Origin of the sequence: Paenibacillus sp. FSL R7-0333, from assembly GCF_038000365.1 — a bacterium.
GTDB lineage: Bacteria > Bacillota > Bacilli > Paenibacillales > Paenibacillaceae > Paenibacillus_AQ > Paenibacillus_AQ silagei.
This window is the reverse complement of sequence record NZ_JBBOBZ010000001.1, coordinates 2,816,125-2,842,226: the sequence shown is the minus strand read 5'-3', so window position 1 is coordinate 2,842,226 and position 26,102 is coordinate 2,816,125. Positions and strand designations below refer to the sequence as shown.

General features: G+C 51.6%; 24 protein-coding genes. 11 read left to right on the top strand and 13 right to left on the bottom strand.

The features are described from left to right. The first annotated feature begins 96 nt into the window (after positions 1–96). The 4 genes from MKY86_RS11580 to MKY86_RS11565 all read left to right on the top strand — a co-directional run bounded on the left by MKY86_RS11580 (position 97) and on the right by MKY86_RS11565 (position 3,481). On the top strand, positions 97–792 hold the full coding sequence (locus tag MKY86_RS11580) for a response regulator transcription factor (protein ID WP_076074149.1): 696 nt from the start codon (positions 97–99) through the stop codon (positions 790–792). After that, on the top strand, positions 785–1,882 hold the full coding sequence (locus tag MKY86_RS11575; RefSeq protein WP_076074147.1) for a HAMP domain-containing sensor histidine kinase: 1,098 nt from the start codon (positions 785–787) through the stop codon (positions 1,880–1,882). The genes MKY86_RS11580 and MKY86_RS11575 overlap by 8 nt, the downstream gene beginning before the upstream one ends. Before the next feature lie 178 nt (positions 1,883–2,060). Continuing rightward, complete coding sequence (locus MKY86_RS11570; RefSeq protein ID WP_076074144.1) at positions 2,061–2,918, top strand: M15 family metallopeptidase; 858 nt, start codon at positions 2,061–2,063, stop codon at positions 2,916–2,918. 47 nt (positions 2,919–2,965) lie between these two features. After that, entirely contained in the window at positions 2,966–3,481 is a 516-nt protein-coding gene (locus MKY86_RS11565; RefSeq protein WP_076074141.1) for a VanZ family protein, read from the top strand. Between the two features lie 29 nt (positions 3,482–3,510). Here MKY86_RS11565 and MKY86_RS11560 read toward each other — a convergent pair whose 3' ends face one another. The 3 genes from MKY86_RS11560 to MKY86_RS11550 all read right to left on the bottom strand — a co-directional run bounded on the left by MKY86_RS11560 (position 3,511) and on the right by MKY86_RS11550 (position 9,572). Further along, the gene (locus tag MKY86_RS11560; RefSeq protein WP_076074139.1) at positions 3,511–4,527 is read right to left on the bottom strand and encodes a hypothetical protein; all 1,017 of its coding nucleotides are present in this window, start codon (positions 4,525–4,527) and stop codon (positions 3,511–3,513) included. 19 nt (positions 4,528–4,546) lie between these two features. Beyond that, positions 4,547–5,470 carry a cysteine synthase A gene (cysK, locus tag MKY86_RS11555; protein ID WP_076074136.1) on the bottom strand — a complete coding sequence of 308 codons (924 nt, stop codon included), beginning with the start codon at positions 5,468–5,470 and terminating at the stop codon, positions 4,547–4,549. Between the two features lie 199 nt (positions 5,471–5,669). Further along, entirely contained in the window at positions 5,670–9,572 is a 3,903-nt protein-coding gene (locus MKY86_RS11550) for a galactose-binding domain-containing protein (RefSeq protein ID WP_083684340.1), read from the bottom strand. Between the two features lie 241 nt (positions 9,573–9,813). Here MKY86_RS11550 and MKY86_RS11545 point away from each other — a divergent pair, with 241 nt between their 5' ends. Next, complete coding sequence (locus MKY86_RS11545; protein WP_076074116.1) at positions 9,814–10,896, top strand: nucleotidyltransferase domain-containing protein; 1,083 nt, start codon at positions 9,814–9,816, stop codon at positions 10,894–10,896. 53 nt (positions 10,897–10,949) lie between these two features. On the opposite strand, the gene MKY86_RS11540 is transcribed toward MKY86_RS11545, so the two are convergent. The 3 genes from MKY86_RS11540 to MKY86_RS11530 form a co-directional block, all read right to left on the bottom strand. After that, positions 10,950–12,653 carry a methyl-accepting chemotaxis protein gene (locus MKY86_RS11540; protein WP_076074113.1) on the bottom strand — a complete coding sequence of 568 codons (1,704 nt, stop codon included), beginning with the start codon at positions 12,651–12,653 and terminating at the stop codon, positions 10,950–10,952. Positions 12,654–12,817: 164 nt separating this feature from the next. Continuing rightward, positions 12,818–13,516 carry a Crp/Fnr family transcriptional regulator gene (locus tag MKY86_RS11535; protein ID WP_076074111.1) on the bottom strand — a complete coding sequence of 233 codons (699 nt, stop codon included), beginning with the start codon at positions 13,514–13,516 and terminating at the stop codon, positions 12,818–12,820. Positions 13,517–13,580: 64 nt separating this feature from the next. Beyond that, the gene (locus tag MKY86_RS11530; protein WP_076074108.1) at positions 13,581–15,119 is read right to left on the bottom strand and encodes a DUF4153 domain-containing protein; all 1,539 of its coding nucleotides are present in this window, start codon (positions 15,117–15,119) and stop codon (positions 13,581–13,583) included. A gap of 123 nt (positions 15,120–15,242) precedes the next feature. Between MKY86_RS11530 and MKY86_RS11525 the strand changes: the two genes are divergently transcribed. Then, positions 15,243–16,919: an ABC transporter substrate-binding protein gene (locus tag MKY86_RS11525; RefSeq protein ID WP_076074106.1), complete on the top strand. Its 1,677-nt coding sequence runs from the start codon at positions 15,243–15,245 to the stop codon at positions 16,917–16,919. A gap of 67 nt (positions 16,920–16,986) precedes the next feature. Here MKY86_RS11525 and MKY86_RS11520 read toward each other — a convergent pair whose 3' ends face one another. The 3 genes from MKY86_RS11520 to MKY86_RS11510 form a co-directional block, all read right to left on the bottom strand. Beyond that, positions 16,987–17,478: a DinB family protein gene (locus MKY86_RS11520; RefSeq protein WP_076074104.1), complete on the bottom strand. Its 492-nt coding sequence runs from the start codon at positions 17,476–17,478 to the stop codon at positions 16,987–16,989. A 314-nt stretch (positions 17,479–17,792) separates the two neighbouring features. Next, positions 17,793–18,638, bottom strand: coding sequence for a DUF1835 domain-containing protein (locus MKY86_RS11515; protein ID WP_076074101.1), 846 nt, complete (start codon positions 18,636–18,638; stop codon positions 17,793–17,795). A 38-nt stretch (positions 18,639–18,676) separates the two neighbouring features. After that, positions 18,677–19,504 (bottom strand): copper amine oxidase N-terminal domain-containing protein, encoded by an 828-nt coding sequence (locus MKY86_RS11510; protein WP_076074099.1) that lies wholly within the window; start codon positions 19,502–19,504, stop codon positions 18,677–18,679. A 229-nt stretch (positions 19,505–19,733) separates the two neighbouring features. Between MKY86_RS11510 and MKY86_RS11505 the strand changes: the two genes are divergently transcribed. The 5 genes from MKY86_RS11505 (at position 19,734) to MKY86_RS11485 (ending at position 22,247) form a co-directional block, all read left to right on the top strand. Then, a complete protein-coding gene (locus MKY86_RS11505) occupies positions 19,734–20,060 on the top strand; it encodes a hypothetical protein (RefSeq protein WP_076074096.1) in 327 nt (108 codons plus the stop codon). A gap of 2 nt (positions 20,061–20,062) precedes the next feature. Beyond that, positions 20,063–20,458, top strand: coding sequence for a hypothetical protein (locus MKY86_RS11500; protein WP_076074093.1), 396 nt, complete (start codon positions 20,063–20,065; stop codon positions 20,456–20,458). Then, positions 20,448–20,861 carry a hypothetical protein gene (locus MKY86_RS11495; protein WP_076074091.1) on the top strand — a complete coding sequence of 138 codons (414 nt, stop codon included), beginning with the start codon at positions 20,448–20,450 and terminating at the stop codon, positions 20,859–20,861. Before MKY86_RS11500 ends, MKY86_RS11495 begins: the two co-directional genes overlap by 11 nt. A 35-nt stretch (positions 20,862–20,896) precedes the next feature. Beyond that, positions 20,897–21,259, top strand: coding sequence for a nuclear transport factor 2 family protein (locus tag MKY86_RS11490; RefSeq protein WP_340826902.1), 363 nt, complete (start codon positions 20,897–20,899; stop codon positions 21,257–21,259). Positions 21,260–21,341: 82 nt separating this feature from the next. Then, entirely contained in the window at positions 21,342–22,247 is a 906-nt protein-coding gene (locus MKY86_RS11485) for an AraC family transcriptional regulator (RefSeq protein ID WP_076074088.1), read from the top strand. Between the two features lie 138 nt (positions 22,248–22,385). Here the strand turns inward: MKY86_RS11485 and MKY86_RS11480 are convergent, their stop codons facing one another. The 4 genes from MKY86_RS11480 to MKY86_RS11465 all read right to left on the bottom strand — a co-directional run bounded on the left by MKY86_RS11480 (position 22,386) and on the right by MKY86_RS11465 (position 26,095). After that, on the bottom strand, positions 22,386–23,570 hold the full coding sequence (locus MKY86_RS11480; protein ID WP_076074070.1) for an MFS transporter: 1,185 nt from the start codon (positions 23,568–23,570) through the stop codon (positions 22,386–22,388). Positions 23,571–23,712: 142 nt separating this feature from the next. After that, on the bottom strand, positions 23,713–24,015 hold the full coding sequence (locus tag MKY86_RS11475) for an ArsR/SmtB family transcription factor (RefSeq protein WP_076074876.1): 303 nt from the start codon (positions 24,013–24,015) through the stop codon (positions 23,713–23,715). Positions 24,016–24,381: 366 nt separating this feature from the next. Beyond that, a complete protein-coding gene (locus MKY86_RS11470) occupies positions 24,382–25,206 on the bottom strand; it encodes a carbohydrate ABC transporter permease (RefSeq protein WP_076074067.1) in 825 nt (274 codons plus the stop codon). Then, positions 25,199–26,095 (bottom strand): carbohydrate ABC transporter permease, encoded by an 897-nt coding sequence (locus MKY86_RS11465; protein WP_076074064.1) that lies wholly within the window; start codon positions 26,093–26,095, stop codon positions 25,199–25,201. Before MKY86_RS11465 ends, MKY86_RS11470 begins: the two co-directional genes overlap by 8 nt. Positions 26,096–26,102: the final 7 nt, after the last annotated feature.

Below are 26,102 nucleotides of genomic sequence, written 5' to 3'. Positions count from 1 at the left end.
TCATAACAGTTAGCGAAACCATATCCGATAGGGTACACTAGGAATAACATGCAATCAAGTATACATTCATGCTGACACTACAGGAGAGATAATCATATGAAACGGATTACGATTCTAATCGCCGACGATGATCCCGAGATTGCTGATCTGATCGGACTGCATTTGGAAAAAGAAGGATACCACCCTATAAAGGTTACGAGCGGCCCGGCGGCGGTGCAGGTCATCCAGTCCAGGCATATCGACCTGGCGATTCTGGATATTATGATGCCCGGGCTGGACGGGTATGAGGTGACCCGGCAGATCCGGGAGCAGCATGGGCTGCCGATTATTTTTGTAAGCGCGAAGACTTCGGATCTGGATAAAATCACCGGGCTTGTCATCGGCGCCGACGATTATATGACCAAGCCCTTCAATCCCATGGAGCTGGTCGCCAGAGTGAACGCGCAGCTAAGACGTTCCATGAAGCTGAACCAGCCGGTTGCCGAACAGAAGGCCGTAGTAGAAGCCGGGGGGCTAATCGTTGATCCGGACCGCCGTTCCGTGACCTTGTATGGAAATGCTGTGGAGCTGACGCCGAAGGAATTCGATATCCTGTATTTGCTCGCCAGCTACCCTAAGAAAGTATTCAGCGCCGAGCAGCTTTTTCAGCAAATCTGGGGTGAGGCTTATTATGAAGGCGGAAACACTGTGATGGTCCATATCCGCACCTTGCGCAAAAAGCTGGGCGATGACCAAAGTAAAAATACATGGATCAAAACGATCTGGGGGGTAGGGTACACGTTCAATGGCTAATCTTGTCCGCAGCTTCCGCTTCAAAATGATATCACTGCTGGTACTCAGCATGATTTGCTCCGGCGCTATTACCTTTGTACTCTACAAAAGCCTGCAAATGTATTATACCTCTCAGGTGAAGTATGAAGACAAGCTTACCCGCTTCCGTTATCTGATTGCCGATTTCGGTGACCTGAATTTCTTCCTGATCTTCTTCATCCCGCTGGCGCTGCTGTTCTTCTTCCTGTTCACCAAGCCGTATGCCCGCTATTTCAAAGAAATCTCGCACCATATCCGCCTGCTGGCTAACGGGGATTTCAAAAGCCGGATTCAAATCCATTCTAACGATGAATTCGAGGATATTGCCGCCGATCTTAACCAGGCCAAAGACAAACTCGAAGAAGCGGTGGAACGCGGGGACTTCGCGGAGAACAGCAAGGACAAGCTGGTGCTGAATCTGGCTCATGATCTGCGGACTCCGCTGACCTCTGTGCTCGGCTACCTGGATCTGGTGCTGAAGGACGGGGAGTTAACCGCTGAACAAGTGAAACATTACACCACGATTGCCTACACCAAATCACAGCGGTTGGAAAAGCTAATCGATGAGCTGTTCGAGATTACCCGGATGAACTACGGCATGCTTACCGTGGAGCAGCGCCCCCTGGATCTGAGCGAGCTACTGGTCCAGCTAAACGAGGAATTGTATCCTCTGCTGGAGAACAACGGGCTGACGGCCCGCATTGAAGTCACTCCGCAGCTCAAAATTACCGGGGACGGGGAGCTGCTGGCCCGGGTGTTCGAGAACCTGCTGACCAATGCGGTGCGTTACGGCAAAGACGGCCGTTATGTCGATGTCCGCTGCTACCCGGAGGGTGAGACCATCGTTGTCCAGGTCATGAATTACGGAGATAGGATTTCGGCAGAGGACCTGCCTTTTCTGTTCGATATGTTCTATACAGGTGACCGGGCACGGACCCATCAGGAGAGCAGCACCGGGCTGGGTCTGTTCATTGCCAAAAATATCGTCGAGCAGCATCAGGGGACGATCTCTGTACAGAGTGACACGATCCGCACGCTCTTCGAGGTCCGTCTGCCGGGTCTGAACCAATAGTCTGCTCCAGCTATATCCGCAGTGTGGCCGTCCTTTTAGAAGGACGGTTTTTTTGCATGTACATTTCAAGCTGGAACACTTTAAGCGGAGACGTTTTAAGAAAAACTTTATCTTTCCCCCACTTCTATTTAAACACGCTCCTCTATGCTTAAGTCATTGAAACAAGGAGGACGAGAATATGAAGAAATGGTTATTCGTAATTGTGATTGCTGTGCTGATCGGTTATGAGTGGATGTCCAAGGATCAAGAGGATGCCAAGGCAGACCTGAATATTAAGACGGTACAAGTCTCTACAGATAAAGGTTCGAAGAATCTGACAGTGATCCCGAAGGGCCAGATCTACCAAGGGAACCTGCTGCTGGTCAATAAGGATTACCCCGTTCACGATACAGGAGTCAGCCAGGACATAGTCCGTCTGATCGATCATGAGGAGCTGACTTCCGGCTACGTGCTGCTGGATCACAAAACGCTGCTATCCAGGCAAGTGGCAGAGAAATTCACAAAGATGGTACACGCTGCAGCGGGGGAGGACATCAACAGCTTCCTGATCAGCAGCGGATATAGGAACAATGACAAGCAGCAGCAGCTATACGATGAAAAAGGGGCCGATTACGCCCTGCCACCCGGCTACAGCGAGCATAATCTGGGCTTGTCGCTGGATATCGGCTCCTCGCAGATGTCCATGAGCCATGCCCCTGAAGGGCAATGGCTGCGGGACAACGCATGGGACTACGGCTTCATTTTGCGCTATCCTGAGGATAAAACAGACATCACCGGCATCCGGTATGAGCCTTGGCATTTCCGGTATGTGGGGCTTCCGCACAGTGTGATTATGCGCGACAAGAACTTCACGCTGGAAGAATACCTTGAATTCCTTAAGGAGCAGAAGTCGGTCGCCACTACCGTTAACGGCGTCGAATATCAGATTTCCTATATCGAAGTTAACGGGAACACTCCAGTTCCCACTCCTGACGCCCAGCACATTGAGTTCTCTGGCGACAATATGAACGGTGTGATTATGACGGTATATCCTTAATGACTAAGCCATATAACATTACAATCTACAGAAAGCGGTGATCTGAAATGAATCAGGCACACAAGCGGACAAAATACGGTTTGCAGGTACTGTTTACCGTCTACGTATATATTCTGTTCAAAATTATTTTGTTCAAATTCGGTTCGATGGATCTCCCATTTCTATGGCAGCAGCTTCAACACAGCCCGGACCATGTTGCCGCCAGTCTGCAACGCGGAAATCTGATCCCACTGGCCACCTTGACTAACACCTATCACCATATCAGCACTAGCACCGTCATTAATTTCTTGGGAAATATCGCCTTGTTTATCCCTTATGGCATCTTCCTGGTGCTGCTCAACCCGAATGGAAAAGGCAGCGGCTCCTTCACAGGTGTCCTTCTGTGGTCCTTCGCGTTAAGCGCGGTGCTGGAATGCTCACAAGCCGTCTTCTATATTGGAACGTTTGATGTGGATGATCTGCTGTTGAACACCTTCGGCGGGATACTGGGATACATGCTGATGAGGCCAATCATGATGATCTATATGACAGGCAGACAAGGCTCCTCCGTCACCCAGAAGTGACGGGGAGCCTTGCTGTCCGTTCGCCCTGCTCACAAGGGAGAGATATAGCGGCCATATTCGATTGCTAGCTCTGTGAAGCCATTGCCTTCCTGCTTCAGGAAAAAGCTGTTCACACCCTCCGCTCCCCACCAGTTCAGCCCAAGCAGTAGTCCCTCTGCCGATTGTGCCGCGAACAGCAGGGAGAACATCTGCGGGTTCACCTCACCGCCGTCATCGACACGCCAGACTGAATATTCATTATCCGTAATCTCCGCAGGATAGTCCTTGAAGCTTAGCTTTCCGGCTTCCTTCAGGACAAGGCTAAACAGCATATTCTTATCCTGTCTTACGAACTGGACCAGATAGAGCTGTCTGTCCGGGCCCAGCCCGGCCAGCTTCCAGGCTGCCTGGATCTTCCGCCCTTTGGCAGTTTCTACACTCTTACGAAGCGGATCACCAGCTGCAAGCTGCGGGCCTGCCGGGTCAGCGGGCTGAAGCTCCAGCAAGGCTGCCTGCGGAAACACCGCAGAATCAACCAGATAATAGGTCTCATCCCTCATTGCTGCGTCACCCTCTACCTTGAACAGATAACCGGACATATTCGGAATATTATTCGCCAGCTCCCGTCCGTTGTTGTTATCGTTGCCCGGCTGCCACTTCTCCAGCTTCACAGCCAGCACCTGCCCCCCGTTCCCAATGGCAGTGTTCAGGGACTTCAACTGCTCTCCGCTCCCCTCCTCTTCCCTGGTGACCATAATATGACTCCCGGTCTCACTCGCGAATCCGAAGACCGGCTGCAGCTTGGCAGGGTCAAGTAAGGCAGCCGGGGCTGGAGAGGCCGTAGCTGACGCTGATGCAGTTGGGACCGCACTTGCCGGGCTATCCGTCTGCTGAGCGGCTGGCGATGGACTGCCGGTAGACGGCCCGGCCGACGCTGCTGCACTGCTGGCAGCGTCATTGCTATTCGTCCGGGCACACCCGGTCAGGCTAAAGACTATGGCTGCTGTAAGAATAAGACTTCCGGCCGCACTTACCCGGTGCCGGAAACTGTGCTTCGCTTGATTCATAGCGAGCCTCCAGTATGATTTAGTCGAAAATCCCCATGCTGAGGTAACGTTCCCCGGTATCGGGCGCGATACATAACACCCGCTTGCCCCGTCCCAGGCGCCGCGCCTCCTGCAAGGCCGTCCAGACTGCGGCTCCGCCGGAAGGTCCGAGCAGAATCCCCTCCGTACGGGCCAGTTCTCTTACCATCTCCAAGGCATCCTCATCGGATACCTGCACGATCTCATCGTAAATGCCGGTATTCAGAATCGCCGGCACGAAGCCCGGGCTGGTCCCCACCAGCTTATGCGGCCCCGGCTGGCCGCCGGACAGCACCGGTGAACCCTGCGGCTCCACAACAACCACGCGCAGCTCCGGCAATCGCGCACGCAACGCCTCTCCGGTTCCGGTAATGGTGCCGCCTGTCCCGGAAGTGGCAACGAAGACATCCAGCCGCCCCTCCATCTGCTCCAGAATCTCCGGCGCGGTGGTGGTGCGGTGAATGTCCGGGTTCGCCGGATTCTCGAACTGCTGCGGAATGAAGCTGCCGGGGATCTCCCGTCCCAGCTCCACCGCCTTGGCAATCGCGCCGGGCATCCGCTCCGCCGCCGGAGTCAGCACCACTTCCGCCCCGTAAGCCTTCAGGATATTGATCCGTTCCTTCGTCATATTATCCGGCATGATCAGGATGGCCTTATACCCCTTCGCTGCCGCGTTCATCGCCAGTCCAATCCCCGTATTTCCGCTAGTCGGCTCGATAATTGTCCCGCCCGGCTGCAGCCGTCCGTCCAGCTCCGCCTGCCGGATCAGATTATAAGCCGCCCGGTCCTTGACGCTGCCGCTGGGATTGAACATCTCCAGCTTCACATACAGCTCCGCGTCCTCCGGTCCGGTTACCCGGTTCAAGCGTACAACCGGCGTGCCGCCAATCAGCTCTGTAATATTATTGACTACCCGCTTCGTCATGGGTGTGCCTCCTTTGTTTCGGTCCTTATCCTATGCACGATATAACACCCATTGTATAGTTACGGGATAGCATTTGTCGATTATCAGGTGCAGCAGCAAAAGCCGCCTCCCACAAAACGGGAGACGGCTTTCTGCTCTGCTTCTGCTCAATGATACCTGCGGTAGCGGTGCAGGTTCAGTGAGATCTCTTCACGTTCCCCTACGGATTCACCGTTATCGTGAACGTGGATGTTGTATTTTTAATCGGCGTTACCGTGTTTAGGATCTTCAGGTTGTTAAAGACTACGCTGCCCACTGCCGGCCCCTGGCCGGGCTCCGGCAATTCATTAGCCCAGATACCGACAGCGGATTTGGCATCGAAGGCGTCGCCGCTCTTGAGGGCACCGGAGATCGTAATGTTGGTGAAGATCGTGTCTGTGACAGGGAATTGCGGCGTAGAGCCGGAATAGTTCGTCTGGAACATGATTCCATGATAGGTCGGGTCCACAATATCCACATCACTCACCCGGATACCCTGGAACACCTTGGAAGCGGAGAATACCCAGATGGCCGGGAAGGTCTGTGCGCCCCAGAAATGTCCGCCTGAGCGGACGACGGAGATATTCTGGAAGTTCGTCGTCGGTGATGCCCCGAAGCCGTTCATCGGATAGCCGAAGTCCAGCGAGCTGATCGTAATCCCGGAGTAGCAGAGAGTATCCGCAATATAGATGTTGCGGAAGGTATTCGCATACCCTCCGTAGACGGCAAGACCGGCTGCCCGCCAGGTCAGGATGGACGTCAGATTCTCATAGACATTGTCCTTCATGTCGGAGCCGCCGGAATCGATCGCCGAGAACAAGGCGAAGCTGTCATCTCCGGTTGCCCGCGCCTCGATGTTAGACACGAGATTGTTCGTGCTGCCGTTGGTCATATTGATGCCGTCGGCAAAGGTATTGCGGATGCGCGAGTTTGTAATGACCATATAATCGGTATTCGCGCCCCAGTACATACATACCTGATGCTCCGTCCAGATATTATCAATTGTCATGTTGGCCACATTGGAGAAGTCGAACACCTTTCCGGGACCGTCAATCCGTGAAGTATAGTTGCCGAAGTAGGCAAACCCCGAGAAGGTCGAGCCATTCGCTGAATCGGCAGCCCGGAAGCCGATGTCTGTATTCGACTGGTTAACCGGTGCATAGAACCGGGTATACCAGGGGCTGGCTCCGACGATCTTCACCGCCTTGCCGTAGACCTGGAACTTGTTCGAGGTCTCATAGGTTCCGGCAGGAAGATAGACGCCAACCAGCTTACCCGTTGTATCCATACGGACCTTATCGAGCGCATTCTGCACATCCTGGTGCGTGAAGCCCAGAGGAACCGTGTACTTGGCCGGGTCCGGATTGGCTATCGGCGAGACCTGCTCCAGGCTGACGAAGTCAATTGCATATTGCGAAGTATTGGCTGCATCCTTCTGCAGCCGGATCGTGCTGCCTGCCGGAATCGTGCTGTCGAACATGATATTCGCTTCGTCATAGATGTGGCGCGGGGAGCCGGCACTCGGCGAATTGCCGGGACTAGCCTCCGAGCCATACAGCCAGGCGTATTTGGAGGTCAAGGTAATGGCCTTGTTGAACACTCCATTGACGTAGATGTTGAGTGTAGCTGTGGTGCCGTCACCGCCCGGAGCATCGGGAATAGAGAACCGGGTGACCAAGGTATTCGTGCTGGCTTTGGTCGTGAATTCGACATAGCTGCCTGTGGTATTCAGCGTAACGGCCCGTCTGCCTGAAGCTTCACCGGCCAGATCGCCGATATTCCGGTTCTGTGTCAGTTTGACAGCTCCGCCGCCGATCACTCCATCTTCTGCCTCATACATGTCGTAAGGCATATTGGCCCCGCGTCCGATGTAGAGCGACTGGTTCTGGATGTTGTTGGCCCGCTTGACCGCCAGTTCGTTGCCATCCACGGCAATTTCTGTTTTAACATTATATTTTCCGTTCACAGCCGTCCAGGTCCCAAGAGCTACAGGAGCCGCAGTACCTCCGGCAGCAATGACACCGTTATAGGAGCCAGTCAACGTTCTGAGGACTGCGCCTGTCGTAGCATCGGTCAAGGTCAGCGTAATGTTGTGCGCACCGCTGGCTGAGGCCGCCGTTCCCTGATTCTTAATGGCTACCGAGAAGCTGACCGTGTTGCCTGCTGCCGGGTTGCCGGGAGACCAGCTGACCGGAGAAGCAATCAGATCCGAGCTGGATACCGGATTCACAGTTAGGGCCGTAGGATGGGCATAGCTGTTATTGACTTCATTCAGCTCAATGACATTGTTGTTCTCATCTACCTTGGCGCTTACCGTATAGGTTCCGGCATCCTTGGCACCAAGGCTGAAGGAGACATTAGCCGAAGCCCCTGCAGCTAGGGCACCCACGGGGGCATTTCCGGCAAGAACGTTGCCGAGATAAAAGCTCACATTGGTAGCTGCGGATGAAGCAGAACCGCTATTTTTCACTGTAGCTTTCAGAGTGAGAGAATCGGTCTCTACCGGAGCGGACGGACTCCATGACATCCCGGTTACCGTCAGGTCAGGATTCGCCGCCGGTGTGCCAATAATCTGAAGCTCAGCTACCTGTCCGGCGCCTGAACCGGAATTCGCCGTGATTCTCAGTTGCAGCTCACTGACTGTAGCGGTCACCGGGATGGTCACTGAATTGCCGCTGGCCGGATTAAACGTATACTCCGCCGCAGGTACCAGACTGGTGAACGTCCCTGTGGACTGGTTATGTCCCAGCACCAGGATCGTCTGGGTACGGGTTGACCAGGCGGCTGCCGGATTGAGCTTCACGACCACCGAGGTGACATTGGCATTCGCGCCGAGGCTGACAGTCAGCGTATTCGGGTAGCTACCGCCCGCTCCTTCCCAGTAGGTAGTGACATCTCCATCATTGGCGTTGGAGGGGACGAAGGTGAAGACGGAGGAAGAGGCATTCACGACTTTGCCAATCGCCAGGTTCACTCCGGGACCTGTGGTTGGGGTGGCTGTTGGTGTGATCGTCGGAGCCGGAGTCGCCGTTGGGGCTACAGTAGGTGTAGCCGTCGGTGCAACGGTCGGCGCGATCGTTGGAGCTACGGTCGGCGTAGCCGTTGGGGCTGCGGTCGGCACAGCCGTCGGAGCTGGCGTAGCCGTTGCCGTCGGCGCCGGGGAAGCGCTCAGCACAAGCTGATCCAGATTCACATTGCCGGAGTCGGACGCATCATATTTGTAAGCAATGGTGTTGGTTCCGGCGTTCAAGGCAAGAATCTCTGCCTGTGTCGACCAGGTATCCCAGTTCGAGAGATTGGCAAGCGAGGTCTGCTTGACCTTCGTGCCGTTCACGTAGATACTCAGCGTCTTCGTACTGCCGGAGGCATTGGCATACCTCAGGGCTGCGCTGTAATTCCCTGCCGACGGAGCCGTTACCGTGAAGGTTGTGACTGCTCCCTGCGTCAGGTAGCCATCTACGAAGGCAGCACCGGTATAGCCGCTGTGATCGGTATTCGTCTTGGCCCCGCCGGATAAGGCTGCGGCCTCCGCTTCATAGGTTCCGGGTGGCGAGGCCGTGGTGCCGTACACCTCAAGCTCGGATAGCTGTGCTGCGGGCCATCCGGTGTTGGCCGTGAAGTTGATTTTGATATACCGGGCGGTTGCAGCTGTGAAGTTAATGGTGACGGAATTCGCACTGCCCGGATTGAAGGCATACCCCGCAGACGCCGCCAGATTGCTGTAAGACGTATCATCCGTACTGCCTTGCACAGACAGCGTCTGTGTTCTGGCTTCCCATCCCGCAGGCAGCTTCAGTACAACCTGATTCACACTGCTTCTGGCACCCAGATCCACCTTGATCCATTGCGGAAAAGCATTGCTGCCACTCTCCCAGTACGTACCCTGGTTACCGTCATTAGCATTCGCTGCTACATACACATCACCGACTGAGCTTGCGCTAATCGTCTTGCCCTGAGCCAGATTGCCTGCCGCCGCCCCCACTGCCGGAAATAACGCGAGCTGTCCCACACATAACACAAGCATCAGACCGTACATCAGGAATGTCCTTGTCCTTTTCACCGAAGACCTGGTTCTGCTGAACATTTGACAACCACCTCCCATAGATTATGGTGCCACCTTCGAGTATGCGCTTTCATAAAACAAATTATGGTAATAATATAAGGTAGAGCCTGGCTCAGGTCGATGGCGTATTCTATGAAAAGTATGTGCGTACATACGGAGCGCTCAGGGAGAGAATGAACCTAACCGAAGTCGGCATACCCGCGGACGGCAGATGCTTTTACAATGAATCCAACAACAAGCCACAGCGCAGGAGGAATCAGCTATGAATGAAAGTACCAGGCAGGAGCTATTATCCAAAAACGAAAAATTGATCAACATGGTGATCGAGCGGGCCAAACGGGATTTTTCGGAGGAGATTGCGGTGATCGGGCTTACGGGCTCTTGCAATACCGGGGATTATCATGAGAAAAGCGATCTGGATCTGATCATCATCAATAATAACAACCAAGGCTGGGGCATCTCGTCCTGCTTCATTCTGGGGGAAGTCGGTTATGATATCTACTGCACTCCTTGGGAGACCCGGATCGAAGAACAGGCCGCGCTTGAAAGTCCGATGATCTCCTCTCTAATAGATTTGCAGGTGCTCTACTATGCCAAGCCCGAGGATCTGGAGAAGCTTAAGGTCTATCAGCAACGGGCGCTGGATGCTCTGGCGAAGCCCCTGGGACGCGATTGTCTGGAACGGGCGAAGAAATGGATCGATCTGGCGAAGCAGGAATATGCGAATGTTTGTCTTGCGGATGATAAGGGAGCCGTTAGGCTGGCTTCAGCGGAGTTGGTCTACAATCTGGTGAACGCTTTGACGCATATGAATAATACTTATTTGAAAAGAGGGCTGAAAAGATACCTGGAGGACACCGCAGCTTACCGCTACCTCCCTGTGAATTATGAAACGATCTATAGGAATGTGATCTGCGCGATGACGACGGACGAGATCCGAAGCACCTCCGGCATTCTGCTCAAAAGTATCCTTGATCTATACAGCACTCTGTATCAGAAGTATGTGGAACAGCCTGTTCCTACCTATGATAATCTGGCGGGCACCTATGAGGAATTATGGTGCAACTACCGCAACAAGATCATTGCCAGCACTGAAAGTAAGGATGCCTCTTACGCCTTTTACGCCGCCATGGGAGCGCAGGGTCTGCTGGATGAAATGACCGAGTCGCGGGGAACCCGGAAGTTCGAACTGATGCAGTATTTTGATGCAAGTAATCTGGATCTGTTCAAGGACCGGTTCCTCCTGGCAATGGATGACTATCTGGAGGAATATCACCGGGTCGGCCGGCAGCCCCAGCGTTACGATACTTGTGAAGAGCTGTACCGACAATATATGAAAAAGTAACAGATAAGCAAGATCAAGCCCCCTCCCTTCGTTCAGGTTGGGGGCTTGCCTAATTATACATTGAAACGTGCAACCAGACCTTGCAGACCTTGCGCCAGCATGCTGAGTGCACTGGCAGAAGAGGCGATCTGTTCCACTGAAGCCATCTGCTCTTGCGATGCAGCGGATACTTGCTGTGTACTTGCCGCTGTAGTCTCCGAGATATGCGTAACGTTACGGATAGAGTCTACAATCTCTTCGGTCGCTGCCGTGATTTCTTCTACCGCGCCGGATACCTCCTGAACCTGTCCCGCTAGTGAATCAATCGAATGGCGGATGGCATTGAAGGACTGCCCTGCCTCTTCTATGATCCGGGTTCCCCCTAGAACTTCGTTCATGCTGTTCTTCATCACCTTCACTGCATGATCTGCATCAGCCTGGATTCCGGTTGCCATTTCAGCAATCTGATTGGCGGAATCTGCGGACTGCTCAGCCAGTCTGCGCACTTGATCGGCTACCACAGCAAATCCTCTGCCGTGCTCTCCGGCCCGGGCCGCTTCTATGGTCGCATTCAGTGCCAGCATATTCGTCTCCGAGGCGATCCCCTTGATCACACCGACAATGCTGCTAATGTCCTGTGAACGCTTCACGAAGCCCATAACCTTTTCCGATAAGGACTGAATGGATTCGTTGATGGAATCCATCTGCCGGACGGCAGATTGCAGGGATAGATCCCCGGCCACCGCATAATCTGCAGAACGCAGGGAAGCTTCCGAGATATCCTGTACACTGGCAGCAATCAGCTGGATACCGTCCGACATTTCAATAATGGTGTTCATGTTAGTCTGCAGGTCATTCATCTGCATGCCCGCACCACTTGCGACCTCACCCATAATTCCGGAGATCTTCTCGGTCGTTTCGGCGGTCAATCCGCTATCCGAGGTCAGCTTCACTGAAGAAGCCGCCAGACCGTTCGCGGATAGCTTCACCTGGGTGATCATCGTTGCCAGATTATCGGTCATTGTATTGAAATTCCGGGCCAGCTCACCGATCTCATCCTTCGTCTGCACACTAAGCTTGCGGGTTAGATCGGCATCGCCGCCTACAATCTCCTGGAGCTGCCTGTTGACATCCTTCACCGGCTTCAGTATCCGTGCAGACAATACGAATGCGATCAACAGAGCCAGTACTACGGATAATCCCGTCACCCCAATGCTGGTAATCATAGCCGAGCTGCGGTGGGTTGCCGCCTGACTTTGTTCCTTCATAATTTCATCGTGCAGCATCGTCTCGAACACCAGCTGTGAATCGATGATCGTCGTAAGGGAGAGGCTTGTGAACGACTTCTGCGCTTGCGGGAAGTTCCCTTCCTTGGCCAAGGCAAAAGCCTGCTCCAGCACTGTCAGATAATTGTCCCATTCTCCCTCCAGATTCTGAATTCCCGCAAGCTCCGCTTCATTCAGACCGGCTCCCTTAAGCTCTTCGACTGAGGCTGTAATCTCTGGTATCTTGGCTTCATAGGCGGTCAGATTGGCTGTTCGCTCCTCCGTGGTATTGCTCATTACATACCTTGCGGCCAGACCGTCCGCCGTCCGGATATCATCAGTTAATTTCTGTACCATCGACAGCTTGCTGTAATTGCGGTTGATCTGCTCTGTAAGCATAGTCACCTTAGCCTGAAAAATAGTACTGCCTAGTATAGCGAGAATGAACACGATAATTACAGCGGCGAAGCCAAACATGATTTTGGCCCGGATTCCTCTAAGTCTGTTGAACATGATAACTACCTCCACTCGATATGTAAGCTCTACTGTGTAACCTCTACGTATCGTACATCATCATTCTTAAATGAAACTGAAATACGCTGCCAAGCACAAAAAAACCGCCATCCCTGCCAAGGCAGAAATAGAGGTTCTCTGAATTATGTCTTGTAATCCGCGGTTCAATCGTACAAATTCCCGTTCGCAAGCATTGCCAGCCGCTCCTCATCCCGCACAATCAGCCGGCCGTTCCTGCGTTCAATAATCCCATCTTCAATCAGGCGGCGCACTACCCGGTTCAAATGCCGGTAGCTGGTGCCGAGCAGATCGGCGGTCTCTGTCAGCGTGGAGGTGCGGATCTCTTCTACGCGCTGGGCGCCAGTGTTGTCCGCGAACAGCGACATCAGATAGCTGGCGAACCGGTTCTCCACCGGATAGAGCACATTCATGGCTGAGGTCTGGCCGAGCGTGTACATTTTGTGGCTCAGCTCTCCGACCAGGAAACGCAGTAGCGCTGTATTGTCTTCAATCTCCCGGAGCAGCAGCTTCCTTCCGGCGACAAGCAGCAGGCTGTCCCCTACGGAGACCACCTCATTCTTGACGGGATACTGGCGCAGCAGCTCCACATCCCCGATCACCGACATCGGCCGGGCGAACCGGACCAGCATCGACTTGCCGTTAGGCAACAGCGTATGAATCTTCAGCTTGCCCTGCATCAGGAAAAACATATGTTCCAGCCGGTCGCCCACCGAGCAGACCGCCTCCCCGCCGCCGTAACGCCGAAGCTCCATTTGGGCAATGTCGCTGCTGCTGAACATAGCCGTGAGGCCATTCTGCTCGGTGAGGCTCCGAACCGCCTCCGGATTTATGATCGATTGCATGAGGTTCTTCTCTCCTTGTGTCATCTTAGCTGAAATCACTGTAACACAAGTTAACGGACGGAAGCTATTTCTGCATTACCTCTCCGGAAAAATATTCCTCCAGCGCTCTCTGCTCCCGGTAATGGGCCAGATTGAACGAAGGCCAGCTCCGCTGAGGCTGAGCGCGATCAGACAGTCTGCTGCGCAGCGCCTCGTCCAGAATCCCCTTCTCCTGCTTGCTGAATTCGATCAGCTCTGGAACCACATCTGCGGAGAGCCCGGCCAGATAACCGGCATCCAGCGTACCGCTTGCTTCATAACGCTGGATATTCTGCTTCGCAATGATATGATCCATCCCTATATAGTTCATCAGCACATAGGAGAGCAGGCCGAGCACGATGTAACATTTTAGAAGCGGGAAGGGTTCCCGGCTAATCCGCACGGCCGCCAGCACCAGCAGCAAGCTGAGGAAGATCATGAAGGCATGCACCAGGAACCGGATGTAGGTGTAACCGTACGCCTCTTCATACAGAGTCAGCCGCGAGTATGCAGAATACAGCATGACCATGGAGCATAACACCAGAATATACAGCAGGAGCTGAATGACCCGCTTCAGGATACCGCCCGCTTTGCGCACTGCCAGCAAGGACAGCAGCAAGATTGCGAAGTTAATGGATGTGACCAGAATCAGCTCCAGAAAACCGCTCCGCGCATAGTCCGCATACGTACTATTCTCCGGCAGAATCCCGTCCCAGGCCCCGAAGAGATACGAGAACTGGACACTCACAAACAGCATGTACACCGCATTGATTGCGGTCAGCACGGTAGTGATAATGACCGGGTCATCAAGACCGATACCCTCCTCCCCTGCTTCAGCCGCTTCCAGCTTCTGCCCCATCGCATCAAACTCACTGACCAGAGGAGTGCGGATATAGGGTTTACTCTGTACGAACCCCCAGACGAAGCCGAACATGAAGAGCCCGAGCAGCAGAACCCACAGACCCCGGAAGATCCAGTCCCCCAGTGAAATATTGTCAAAAATCCTCGGGAGTGCTTCCAGCAGCTGACTGAACACTCCGTCCGCCGTGGAGAGCAGCGAGATCACAATCAGCAGCAGCGGGACGGAAATCAGCAGACCGATCAGCACCCGCATCAATACCTGCTTGCGTTCATTCGGTATCCCGCCTTTGCCCCGGCGCAGCAGCCTCAATGCCGTGGCCCAGTTGCGCAGACTTTGCGGGAACAGATGCTCAAGCGCCGCGCCGATCAGTGCGGGTCCGCTCCAGGCGGGCTTGCGGTAACTAAGCATATACGTCATATGTAATAGAATGAGCACCGGAATAACAACGATATTAAGCGCAAAGAAAAACCAGTTGCCGAACAGCATATAGGTCAGGGACAACAGAAATATGGACACCATCCAAACATAGCTGAACCAGGTCTGCTTGCGCAGCTGCTCCTTGGCGAAATAGAGCATAAAAGCATAAAATAAGACCACAAAAATCGGGTATGAGATCCCCGGCATTTTGCCGTAGAACAGGTACTGATGCACAATCGCAAGCAGAAATGCGGCCAGTAAGGCTACACGCCCAAGCCCCGGTTTGGATACCGTTTGTTCGTCCATGGTAAATTCCCCCATCTTTTTACTGTCATATCCTGATTCTAGCTGATAAAATAAGAAGAAAAAGAGAAATATAATATTATTAATTTCCTATTTTATAAATTAGGCAGGAGGAGAATGTCCCATATGAAGCTGCACAGTCAATTCCTGAAGCTGCATTCGCAGCATGGAGGTCCTGCCGAGATCTCTGTCACACTGGACGAGCTGGCCTTGACCCTTGGCTGTACCCACCGCAATGCACTGCATGTGATCCGCAAAATGGCCGATCTAGGCTGGATCACCTGGACCCCCAGCCGGGGACGGGGGCGGCGCTCCAAGCTGGTGTTCCTCGCAGCGGCCGAGGACATTGCCCTGGAATCCATGAAGCAGGCCATAAGCAGCAAGGATATCAGCAGTGCCCTGGAGGGCATCCGCGGACATGCCCGCACCTCATCGCTGCAGGACACACTGCAAGGCTGGCTGCTGGCTTACTTCGGGCATCATGCCGAGGTGCACAGCGACAAGCGGATCGATACGCTGCGGCTGCCGGTCACCCAGCAGCTCCATACCTTCGATCCGCTCTATATGAATTTGCTGGCGGAGTCGTTTGTCTCGAGCCATGTTTTTGACGGGCTGGTCGGCCGCAGCGGTGAACGCGGCAAGGTGATCCCCGGCCTGGCCCATGCCTGGGAGACAGACGGGAGCCGGACGGCCTGGACTTTTCATCTGCGCAAGGAGGTCTTGTTCCATCATGGCAAAGTACTGACCGCCGAGGATGTCGTCTACTCGTTCGAACGGATGATGTCTACCTCGCAGCGCATGCTGTACAGCTATATTGTCAAAGAGATTCATGCAGTTCAGGCCTTGAATGCCTCTACCGTCCGCATCCTGTTGAAGAAGCCGAATGAGCTCTTCCTTCCCTTCCTCTGCACCAGCCGGGCGGCGATTGTGCCCCGCGATCTGGAGTCCATTGGAGAGAATCTGTTTGGACGCAGGCCGGCGGGCACCGGTCCGTTCAAGGTCGTAGAGATGAATGAGGATACCTGTGTGCTGGAGGTGTTCCCTTATTATTTTCAGGGGCGGGCCCATCTGGACCGTGTGGAGATTATCTATGTCCCATGGAGCCTTGACCGGGAGCCCTCAGAGACCGGCTCTGCCTTCCATGTCATCCCGAATCCGTCAGCAGTGGGCGCAGACTCTCTAAGCAGAATCCACTCTGAGTCCTATGTCCGCAAATTCGTAACCTGCAACACGAAGAAAAAGGGACCGCTAAGCGATCCCCTTCTCCGTGCCGAACTGCTGTCCTGTCTGCATGAAGCGCCGAGAGTTCCCTTCCGGCATTTCGCAGCGCCTCCGGCTGAAGTCTTGCAGATTGCCACGATCCCGCAGTACGCCGGGGATGCCGAATACATCGCCGCAAGATTAACGCAGCATGGATATTCCTGCAAGGTATTATCCGTGTCGCCGGAGGAATTCAAAGGTCCGATCCGCCTGAAGTCCGACCTGATCGTCTTCTCGCTGCTCCGCGACCAGGACGAGCAGCTCCGGCTGTACGACCTGTACCTGACCCTCTCGCAGCATATCGAGCCACGCACCCGTGCGGGTATTGAGGGCAGGCTGCGCCAGATCTCGCGGGAGCCTGACGCCGCCGTTCGGGCGGAAGGCTTCCGGGTGATCGAGGATACTCTAACCCGTGACCACCAGCTGCATATTCTCTACGAGCGGCCTGCCGAGACCGCCTATCTGCCCTCCGTGCGCGGGGTGACCTTCAACAGCCAGGGCTGGGTCGATCTGCGCCATCTGTGGTTTCCGCCGGAGCTGTAGATATAGAGTAGAGGGTCCGGGGGAGGCTGACTACACCGCCAGACTATATTAGGACCAGCAGCCTCCTTTATTCTGTATCGGGTAAATACGTATCCAGACCTCTGCGCACCAGATTAGGCGAGACTGGCTTCCGGCCGAGTTCCCTAGACCAGATGGAGAGCTGGCCGATGTGATGAATCTCATGCGCGGCAACATGGCGCATCACTTCGCCCCATCTATGCTGGATAACCTGCCCATCCGGCTTATCCTCCCTTAGAATCCTCCGTTCCAATTCCTCATTCCAAGCCACTACGAAGGACTCCACCTCCGGCCGGAAGCGTGCGTCCACCTCTCTGATTTTCTGCAAAGTATTGTACTCCGTGAAGTCTAATCGGATATCCGGCTTCCCTTCCATATCCCGGACCCAGCTTAATTCCACATCCACTATATGCACCAGCGTCTGCAGGATTCCACCCACTCCGCCAATGCGTGTCTTCACCAGTTCTTCTTCCGGCAGCTCCCCGCACCATTGATACCATTCCTCGCGGACCTGCCAGTTATAACGAAATAAGGTTTGCATGGTTGTCCTCCTTAGATTTGAACCCAAAGCTTGGTCGTCACTGCGGTGAACATTTGGCCCTCCGGCCGCTGTTGTGTTTGGATTTCCTGATTTAAACCGCTTCTAGCGGTAGAAATCCAAACACAAAGGCGGACGCTTTCGCTCCTACAGTTCCAAATTTCCCCTCCGCTTCTTTTGCTTTTTGTTAAATGCTATAGTGCTTCTTATAAAGCGGAAAATCCCGTGACATAGCGGGTGCTATCGCCCCCAGAGTTCCAAATTTTCTCTCAGATTCTTTTGCTTTTTGTTAAATTCTTTAGTGCTTCTTATATACCTTACCCTTTCTTGCGCCGAATGCTATAGAATCTCATCGCTGTGGGAACGCCCTTGATCTCCAGGACCCCGCTGTAGATCAGCTCTCTAACCCTGTGCTCGAAATAAGCATCACCGACATACTGCTCACAGTATCCGAGCGCCTCTCCGACTAGCCGGGCTGATTTCAGGAATCCATCATCCCCTGGCGGCGGCTGAAGCGAGTTCAGCTTCTCCAGCAGATAGCTGTCGTAGTAATCAGCGGGTACTTCCAGCAAGGCGTCCTCTTGCCAAATCCTCAGAGCGCCGGACTGCCCGGAAATTGCCTGCCATTCCTGAGACACCCGCGCGATATCGCCAGCACTCAACCTGCTGCCCTCATCAATTCGCAGAAGTGCTTCCCGGAGCTTGTCTGACGGAATCTCACCGGAATGACAATAGTTAATGAAAGCATCCGGCCGGTTGAACAGCTCCTCACAGATTGCGCAGGCATCACACACAATGATCTCGTTCGGTCTGTTCCCCAACAGATGAGCAATAAGACGCAGCCCGATCTGCTCGCAAGCATTGCCACTGGTCCAGATTATAATCTTGGCCTGTGCAGAAATCTGCTCCAGATTGTCCAGCAGCTCCGTATACTCTTCTTCACAATCATATGAGACATTATAGTTTTCCGTTATATTTTGGCGGAACCAGTCACTGCGTTGTTTCCTCCCCATTTGCGTATCCAACTGATTCAGCGGACCTATAGCATAATTCTCCCGCAGGATAATCAGCTTATGCGTATCCGTCCAGCCAAATTCTTTAAGCACCTGCTTCACACTGCCTCCGAAGGAGTCGCCGCAGAGGATGTGAATATGAGTGTCCATCAACCGAATTCACCTCTGATTCAAAATCGAAATTGAAATTAATTCTCGGAGCGGTCGAGCAGACGCCCTTTTACAAGTAAATAAGCAGGTGGCTTCGGCGTTTCGGTCTTAACGGCAACCTCAATCGTTCCATCCTTACGGACAGCCGGTCGTTCCCGCTCCTGCGCCGGAAATTGAATCAGTTCATCATAAAGTATATACGCGGCAACATCCGCCGCTCCTTCAGGAACATCCTTACCTGTTATATTCTTCGCCTTCACCGTGAAGCTTCCTTTTGCGGAGTCAAAGGTGTAAGAAACTGGCCGGAACGCGTCGTTGCTAATGATCTTCCCCGGTGGGGAAGTGAAGGGTCCTTTCTCAGTGTCCTCTAAAGAAAGCTTGATGATATCCGTCTGCATCAGGGTTTCACCCGTCAGCGTGTAGAGCTGATTCGCCTGATCCCATTTGCTCACAATGCCCAGACGTCCGGCCAGCACACTGACCGGAATGAACATCGAATTCTGCTCCATCACCGGAACCGTGTCCATCGACCCGGCAACCCCGTTAACCGAAACAGATTTGGAACCAATGGTGAACTTAACCGTTACACTATCCTTTTCGATGGCAGCCGTTCTAGCCTTGGCATCATAGCTGACCTTCGCCCCCATCAGCTCGCTAATGGAGCGAAGCGGGATCATCGTCCGGTAGTTGGCATCCACATATGGCGCCTTTGGTGCCGTATAGAGCACATAATAATCGTTGATTTTCAGAAGCGCAGGGTATTTCTTAGCCGCTGCCTCTACCTTCCCCGGATTCACACCCGTCAACATGGCGAAGCTCAACCCCGCAGCCAGTAAGGCTGTCAACACTTTTTTACCTGTCTTCATCCCAAACATCCTCCCTTTTCCTCTATTTCATATTTTTCTATCATCTTTCTTATTACTCCAAATTTCCACATCAGTTGCGCCTCTCTACTAAAATCTAACAAACTGCACAGGAGATACAGTGTCATTTTCATGACATGTCCTTTGTCTGCTTGAATACGTAGAAGCCATTTGAATACTTACTTGGTATATTTATAATTAGAGTGATGTTAATGCAAAGGAGATTATTATTATGAGCTATGATATTCATATTACAAGAGCAAATCATTGGACAGAGAGTACGGAGATTCCCATTTCACTTGACGAGTTAAAGGCAATATTTTCGGCTAAAAATGATTTCGAGTATTCTAATACTTTCACAACATCTGGCCCATTTCAAATATCAATAAATGGTGATTTTTTCATATGGAAGGTTGATGAAGTAACGGTTCCTTTTCGTTATTCTAATGGTAGACTTACAGTTTCCGGAGCCGATGAAGGCAATGTGATTGATAAGATGAAAGAGATTGCAATTGAACTTACTGCCAAAGTACAAGGGGATGAAGGAGAATTATACTGAAATTGTCCAGAATTTATACACCGCTCAATGATCTTTCCAGCGAGGAGATAAAGGACCGTCTTAAAAGAAATGACACCGCTGATCTTCTGACGCTCCCTCTTTCTGTCGGTGAATACCATTCGAACTGGAAGTTCGCTCAAGATATTTGTGCCCAGCTTGCGGATCATGAGTCTGCTGCTGTCCGTGCTAATGCCGTTTTGGGATTTGCATATATTGCCCGGACGAAAGGGCAGTTAGAGAAGCATATCGTTAAACCCATCGTTCTGAGAGAGCTTCGTGAGAATAAAGAATATGAATGGAGTATTCACGATTCGATTGAGGATATTAATTTTTTCATGAAGTGGAAGATCGGAAATAGAATTATTTACGAATGCGGGGACGAACATATTGGGTGTTAATAAAAAGGGAAGAAGAAAGTTCGTTCATGGCGAAAAGTATTATTTCTGGTATGTCAAAGAAGATGATGAAGAGCACGGACGGATTAAACTGTTTATTGTTTCGGATGATAAAAATTTTATCATTTCATACGAAGTGGGACAATCTCAAAAACAACGAAATCCGTATATAGTAGTTATGGGCCTGGAGTTTGGCGGGTTAGAAAATGGCGGTCGGAGCAGTTGGGTTAGAATACAGACTCCATTGTGGGATGACGAAGTTATTACGCCCGGCCTTGTAAAAACCATAATTGAATGGAGCCTGAAGGATAAAGAAAAACTCAGTTTCGTTGATTGGGAGGGAAATATAATTTGCTCCGCTAACGAAAAAAATCAGGTGAAAAATATGGAGTGCCCTATCGATTAGCTTTTCAAATCAAATTCTGCTGAGGAGAATCTAGGATGGAAACAAAGTGCATGGAGCTGATCGAAAAGGAACTTTTATTACTTGAGGAAAAGTTACTCACACCGGAGGTCCGGACATCAGTTAAGGAACTCTCAAACTTGTTGGCAGAGGATTTCTTCGAAATTGGAAGTTCGGGGCAGATATGGCGCGTAAAAGATAGGATGGACGTGAATGGCATAGATGTTGTCAGAATGCAGCTGAGTGATTTTGAGATTCATCCATTATCTGAAAATATTGTTTTGACTACATATAAAATATTCAATGAAGACAAACAGCAGCATTCTCTGCGTAGTTCCATATGGAAATATGAACATTCGAAATGGCAAATGGTATTCCATCAAGGAACACCAACCAGCTAAGACCACCTGACAATATGCTGCATGGATAATCAGGCTACGGTAACTACCGGATGATATGCTTTCTTATGAAAGGAGGGATTGCGTGGAGTGGCTGGAGCGAATGAATCGGGCGATCGGTTATATTGAAGATAACCTGGAACAAGATATTGATTACGATCAAATCGCTAAAATCGCCTTATGCTCGGTTTACCAGTTTCAACGTATGTTTTCATTTGTACTTGATGTCCCGTTATCCGAATATATCAGGCGCAGAAGACTGACGCTGGCTGCGTTTGATCTAAAGGACAGAAAGAACACTGTAATGGACATTGCCTTGAAGTACAGGTATGAATCACCGGAAGCCTTCTCCCGTGCATTTCACAATCTGCATGGAATGACGCCTACATTAGCGCGCAATGCCGAAAGTGAGTTAAGAGCCTATCCCCGCATCTCCTTTCAAATCATTTTAAAGGGAGTGACCGGAATGAATTACCGGATGGAGAAACGGGATGCTTTTCAAGTGTATGGACTGGAGGATATCTACCAGTACGACACTATTGCGAATGAAGCGGGCGTAACGATCCCGGAGATTTGGCAAAATATCTGCAAGAATGGTGAGTTCGAACGTTTAGCCCAATCGTTAAGCGGGGCTTGGAGAGACGAAGGCAATTTCAGCAAGGAACTTGGAGCAGTCTTTGCCTTCGATGCCTACACCTTCACAAGCAACTCGACCTTCCCTTATCTAATCGGGTGCTACAGAGCGCCAGGCAGCCAAGTGAACGGATACACTGTTGTTGATGTTCCCGCATCTACGTGGGCCGTGTTCTCAACACTCCATGACGGGAACGGCAGCGGCAAGTACGATCTGCAGTCATTGAAGAACCGGATCTTCTCGGAATGGCTGCCAACCTCAACCTATACGATTCTGGACGGTGGTAATTTCGAGATGTATGGTACAAGCGCAGACGGCTATGAATATTGTGAGCTCTGGTATAGAGTCGGGGAATAGTATAAAATAACCCCACAAAGTGGGGCTTTAGCTTCGATGATAACTCAGGTACTTTGCGGGGACCCCAAAACATAAGCGCGGTGCCCGGAAAAACCGGCCACCGCTTTTTTGTCACCAGAAGTATAAGGTTAGTAACATTCACTGGTTTTGAACTAAATGTTGAACATTCATCTCTGATTTAGAATTCATTCCATATAAGAGGAGCATAGCGATTATAGCAATCGCAACCCCAACAGCACCAATCCATGTAATCGATGCAAGCGAGACCGTTTCAATAGCTACCCCGCCTATACCAGCACCCGCTGCCATAGCAAGCTGCATCATCGACTGATTAAGACCAAGCATAACACCTGAGGCTTCGGGTTCAATTGTTGTTAAATGATATTGCTGCGTCGGACCAGAGGACCATGCGGAGAAGGACCACAACAATAGCACAACCATCACACCAATGAGTGTATTCGTTACTAAAGACAATAGGATCAGCATTACAATATGGAGTATCAATCCGCTGAATAAGGTTCGGTTAACCCCCCACCGGTCCGTGCTGAAGCCACCGATTTTGGAGCCTATCATGCTGGCTATACCAAATATAAGCAGAGCTCCGCTGAGATATTTATCACTCATGCCCGATACTCCAAGCAAATACGGTGAAAGATACGTATATGCTACCGAATATCCGCCAAGCCAAAAGAAGGTAATCGCGAGTCCCAATGCGACCTTAGGCTTTTGTAGCAAACGTAATTGTTGCCGTAATGGAATAGGTTCATCTCCCTTAACACGCGGGATGGCGAAAGAAAGTATAATCATTGCGATAATCCCTAAAAGGGCAATACCCCCGAACACAGATTTCCAGCCAAGCGTATCCGCTGCAATGCGTCCAAGAGGTACGCCAATAATTAAGGATGCTGTAAAGCCCATTACGACTGTTGCAATCGCACTTGCTTGTTTACCCTCTGGGGCAATTTTCGCTGCAATGTTTAAGGCGGTAACAACCACTACCCCTGCGCCTATGGCCATAATGATGCGGGCAACTACAAACAATCCATACCCGGGCAAAAGAACAGCGAGAATGTTAGATACCACAAACAAACCGAGACCCATCATGATTAATTTCCGTCTGTCTATACCTGCGGTTACAGCCATAAGAACAGGAGTAAATATAGCGTAGACTAGCGAAAAAATCGTAATTAATTGCCCGGCTGCAGCAACTGAAACACCAAGAGAAAGGGATACCTTATCTAAAATACCAGACAGAATATACTCGGACGTCCCTACCAAAAAACTAACAATGGCTAAAATATAAACCTTCCAGCTTAGCGACATAGAATGATACAACTCCTTTGAATATTTTGAATATACAATTCGTGAATTGTCGATATGATATTTAAAATGACATATCGCGAATTGTCGAATCATAATGCCAAGATAAAGCTGAATTCTGGTAAAGAACTCAGTTTCATCTCTCTTACATCTCACTCATCGTGTACTTAGCTAACTGACGTATGGCTTCCTCGTCTCTCTGATAGTACGTAAATTTGCCTATACGTTTTGTGGTGATCAATCCTGCCCGCTGCAACATCGTAAGATATTGAGAAGCCGTGGACTGAGTCATGTTCAGCTTGTCGGTTATTTGACTTACACAAACCCCAATTTCCTCCATATCCACTCCTTCATGGGGTTTAAAATGAACGTATGGCTCTTTGAGCCATTGTAAGATCTGTAACCTGGATTCATTCGACAAAGCCTTAAATACATCAATTGGATTCATAATCATTATTATATCGACGATTTGCGATATGTCAATACGGTAGGCATATTCGTTTTCCTCTTCATTTATCTGTTATTGATTAAGTTAACGTATGAAGCTGCGTTCGTAGCGAACATTCAGCGATAGAGCTCTTGCCTTTCCCCCCTGCCCTACCCCCACTGTAAGTGAACTTGAGCTTCCCCCATTTGGGAGGAGTGGCGGAGGGGATGTTTGGAACTGTAGGAGCGAATGCGTCCGCCTTTGTCTCCGGATTTCAACCGCTGGAAGCGGCTTGAATCAAGAAATCTGGAGACAACAGCGGCCGAAAGTCCAAACAATCCCCGGAGCCACGACTATTCCCAAAGTGTATATTTGCTCCAGTTCACCTTACTTCACCGACCCAATCATCCCCGCCACAAACTGCTTCTGCATCACAAAGAACACCAGCGCCGTCGGGATCGTGCCGATCACAATCGCAATCATAATCATCCCGTAGTCCGGGGCGTAGCCCGAGCCGAGGGTGGAGATGAGCAGCGGCATGGTCTTGGTCTGCGGGGTCTGCAATACGATCAGCGGCCAGAGATAGTTGTTCCAGCTCGACATGAACGTAATGATCGCTCCGGCGGCGTAAGTCGTCTTCATCGTCGGCAGATAGATACGCAGGAAGATGCCCAGTTCGCTAAGCCCATCCATCCGCCCGGCCTCCAGCAGCTCCTTCGGGAACATTTTTGTGCTCTGGCGAAAGAAGAAGATCAGGAACGCGGTAGTCACCGTAGGCAAAATGACCGAGACAATCGTATCGATGCCCATCCACGGGAAGACGTTCGAGATCTGGCCGAACATCCGGTACAGCGGGATCATCAGCGCGGCGAACGGAATCATCATCGACAGCAGCAGAATGTTGAATACAATATCCTTCGAGCGGCTGCGGAAGACCTCGAAGCCGTAACCGGCCAGCGAGGCAATCAGCAGCGCCAGCAGCGTGGTGGTTATGGAGATTTTCGCTGAATTCATCAGGGATAACTGCAGGTCCGTAGTGTCCAGCAGCTTGCGCAGATTCTCCAGCAGATGAGTGCCCGGCAGCAGACGCCCGCGGGTGACATCCACCGACTGGTTCGTCGAGCTGACGACCATCCACAGGAACGGAAAGATTGAGACAATGGCCGCGATGCTCAGGAACAGATACATGAAGAAACGTTTACTTTTAGCCATTTTTATCACCTGCCACTTTGAACTGGATGACCGACAGCAGTGCGATCATAATGACAATCGAATACGATACGGTGGCTGCATAGCCGAAGTCTGCTGCATATTTGAACGATAAATTGTAGATGTACTGGGAGATCGTCTGGGTCGCGTTGCCCGGGCCTCCCTTCGTAATATTCATGACCTCGTCGAACAATTGCAGAGTCCCGATGGTTGAGGTAATCGAGGTGAACAGGATGATCGGCTTCAGCAGCGGGACCGTAATTCCGAAGAACTGGCGGGAAGAAGATGCTCCGTCAATTTTGGCGGCCTCGTAGATGGAGTGATCGATATTTTGCAGGGCTGACAGGTAAAAAATCATATTGTAACCCGTCCAGCGCCAAGTGATCGCTATGATAATGGTGATTTTGGCCCAGAACGGATCGGTGATCCATTCAATTGGGGCACTGACCAGATGAAGCTTCAGCAGCATCGTATTCACCAGGCCATTGCCGGAGAACAAATACTTGAATACCACAGAATACGCAACCAGTGAAGTGACACAGGGCAGGAAGATCGCCGTCCGGAAAAAACCCTTGAACCTCAGCTTGCTGTCATTCAGCAGCACCGAGATAAACAGCGCGAGGATGATCATCAGCGGCACTTGAACCAGCAGATAGATGAAGGTGTTTTTAACCGATACAATGAATGTTTTGTCAGACAGAAGCCGTGAATAGTTATCGAAGCCGGTAAACGTAAGATTGCTGCCCGTTCCCGTCTGGAACGACAGAATGAGTGCCTGAAGCATCGGATAGAAATAGAAGACGAAGATCAGAATGACCGCAAGCAGGACGAAGGACCATCCGGTCAACACGCTTTTGGTGCGGAACCTAAGTTTGGAATTAGTTTGATGCACAGCTGCC

Coding starts and splice junctions, on each gene's coding strand:
- MKY86_RS11580 (WP_076074149.1), top strand. CDS start 97: ATGAAACGGATTACGATTCTAATCGCCGACGATGATCCCGAGATTGCT.
- MKY86_RS11575 (WP_076074147.1), top strand. CDS start 785: ATGGCTAATCTTGTCCGCAGCTTCCGCTTCAAAATGATATCACTGCTG.
- MKY86_RS11570 (WP_076074144.1), top strand. CDS start 2,061: ATGAAGAAATGGTTATTCGTAATTGTGATTGCTGTGCTGATCGGTTAT.
- MKY86_RS11565 (WP_076074141.1), top strand. CDS start 2,966: ATGAATCAGGCACACAAGCGGACAAAATACGGTTTGCAGGTACTGTTT.
- MKY86_RS11560 (WP_076074139.1), bottom strand. CDS start 4,527: ATGAATCAAGCGAAGCACAGTTTCCGGCACCGGGTAAGTGCGGCCGGA.
- cysK (WP_076074136.1), bottom strand. CDS start 5,470: ATGACGAAGCGGGTAGTCAATAATATTACAGAGCTGATTGGCGGCACG.
- MKY86_RS11550 (WP_083684340.1), bottom strand. CDS start 9,572: ATGTTCAGCAGAACCAGGTCTTCGGTGAAAAGGACAAGGACATTCCTG.
- MKY86_RS11545 (WP_076074116.1), top strand. CDS start 9,814: ATGAATGAAAGTACCAGGCAGGAGCTATTATCCAAAAACGAAAAATTG.
- MKY86_RS11540 (WP_076074113.1), bottom strand. CDS start 12,653: ATGTTCAACAGACTTAGAGGAATCCGGGCCAAAATCATGTTTGGCTTC.
- MKY86_RS11535 (WP_076074111.1), bottom strand. CDS start 13,516: ATGCAATCGATCATAAATCCGGAGGCGGTTCGGAGCCTCACCGAGCAG.
- MKY86_RS11530 (WP_076074108.1), bottom strand. CDS start 15,119: ATGGACGAACAAACGGTATCCAAACCGGGGCTTGGGCGTGTAGCCTTA.
- MKY86_RS11525 (WP_076074106.1), top strand. CDS start 15,243: ATGAAGCTGCACAGTCAATTCCTGAAGCTGCATTCGCAGCATGGAGGT.
- MKY86_RS11520 (WP_076074104.1), bottom strand. CDS start 17,478: ATGCAAACCTTATTTCGTTATAACTGGCAGGTCCGCGAGGAATGGTAT.
- MKY86_RS11515 (WP_076074101.1), bottom strand. CDS start 18,638: ATGGACACTCATATTCACATCCTCTGCGGCGACTCCTTCGGAGGCAGT.
- MKY86_RS11510 (WP_076074099.1), bottom strand. CDS start 19,504: ATGAAGACAGGTAAAAAAGTGTTGACAGCCTTACTGGCTGCGGGGTTG.
- MKY86_RS11505 (WP_076074096.1), top strand. CDS start 19,734: ATGAGCTATGATATTCATATTACAAGAGCAAATCATTGGACAGAGAGT.
- MKY86_RS11490 (WP_340826902.1), top strand. CDS start 20,897: ATGGAAACAAAGTGCATGGAGCTGATCGAAAAGGAACTTTTATTACTT.
- MKY86_RS11480 (WP_076074070.1), bottom strand. CDS start 23,570: ATGTCGCTAAGCTGGAAGGTTTATATTTTAGCCATTGTTAGTTTTTTG.
- MKY86_RS11475 (WP_076074876.1), bottom strand. CDS start 24,015: ATGAATCCAATTGATGTATTTAAGGCTTTGTCGAATGAATCCAGGTTA.
- MKY86_RS11470 (WP_076074067.1), bottom strand. CDS start 25,206: ATGGCTAAAAGTAAACGTTTCTTCATGTATCTGTTCCTGAGCATCGCG.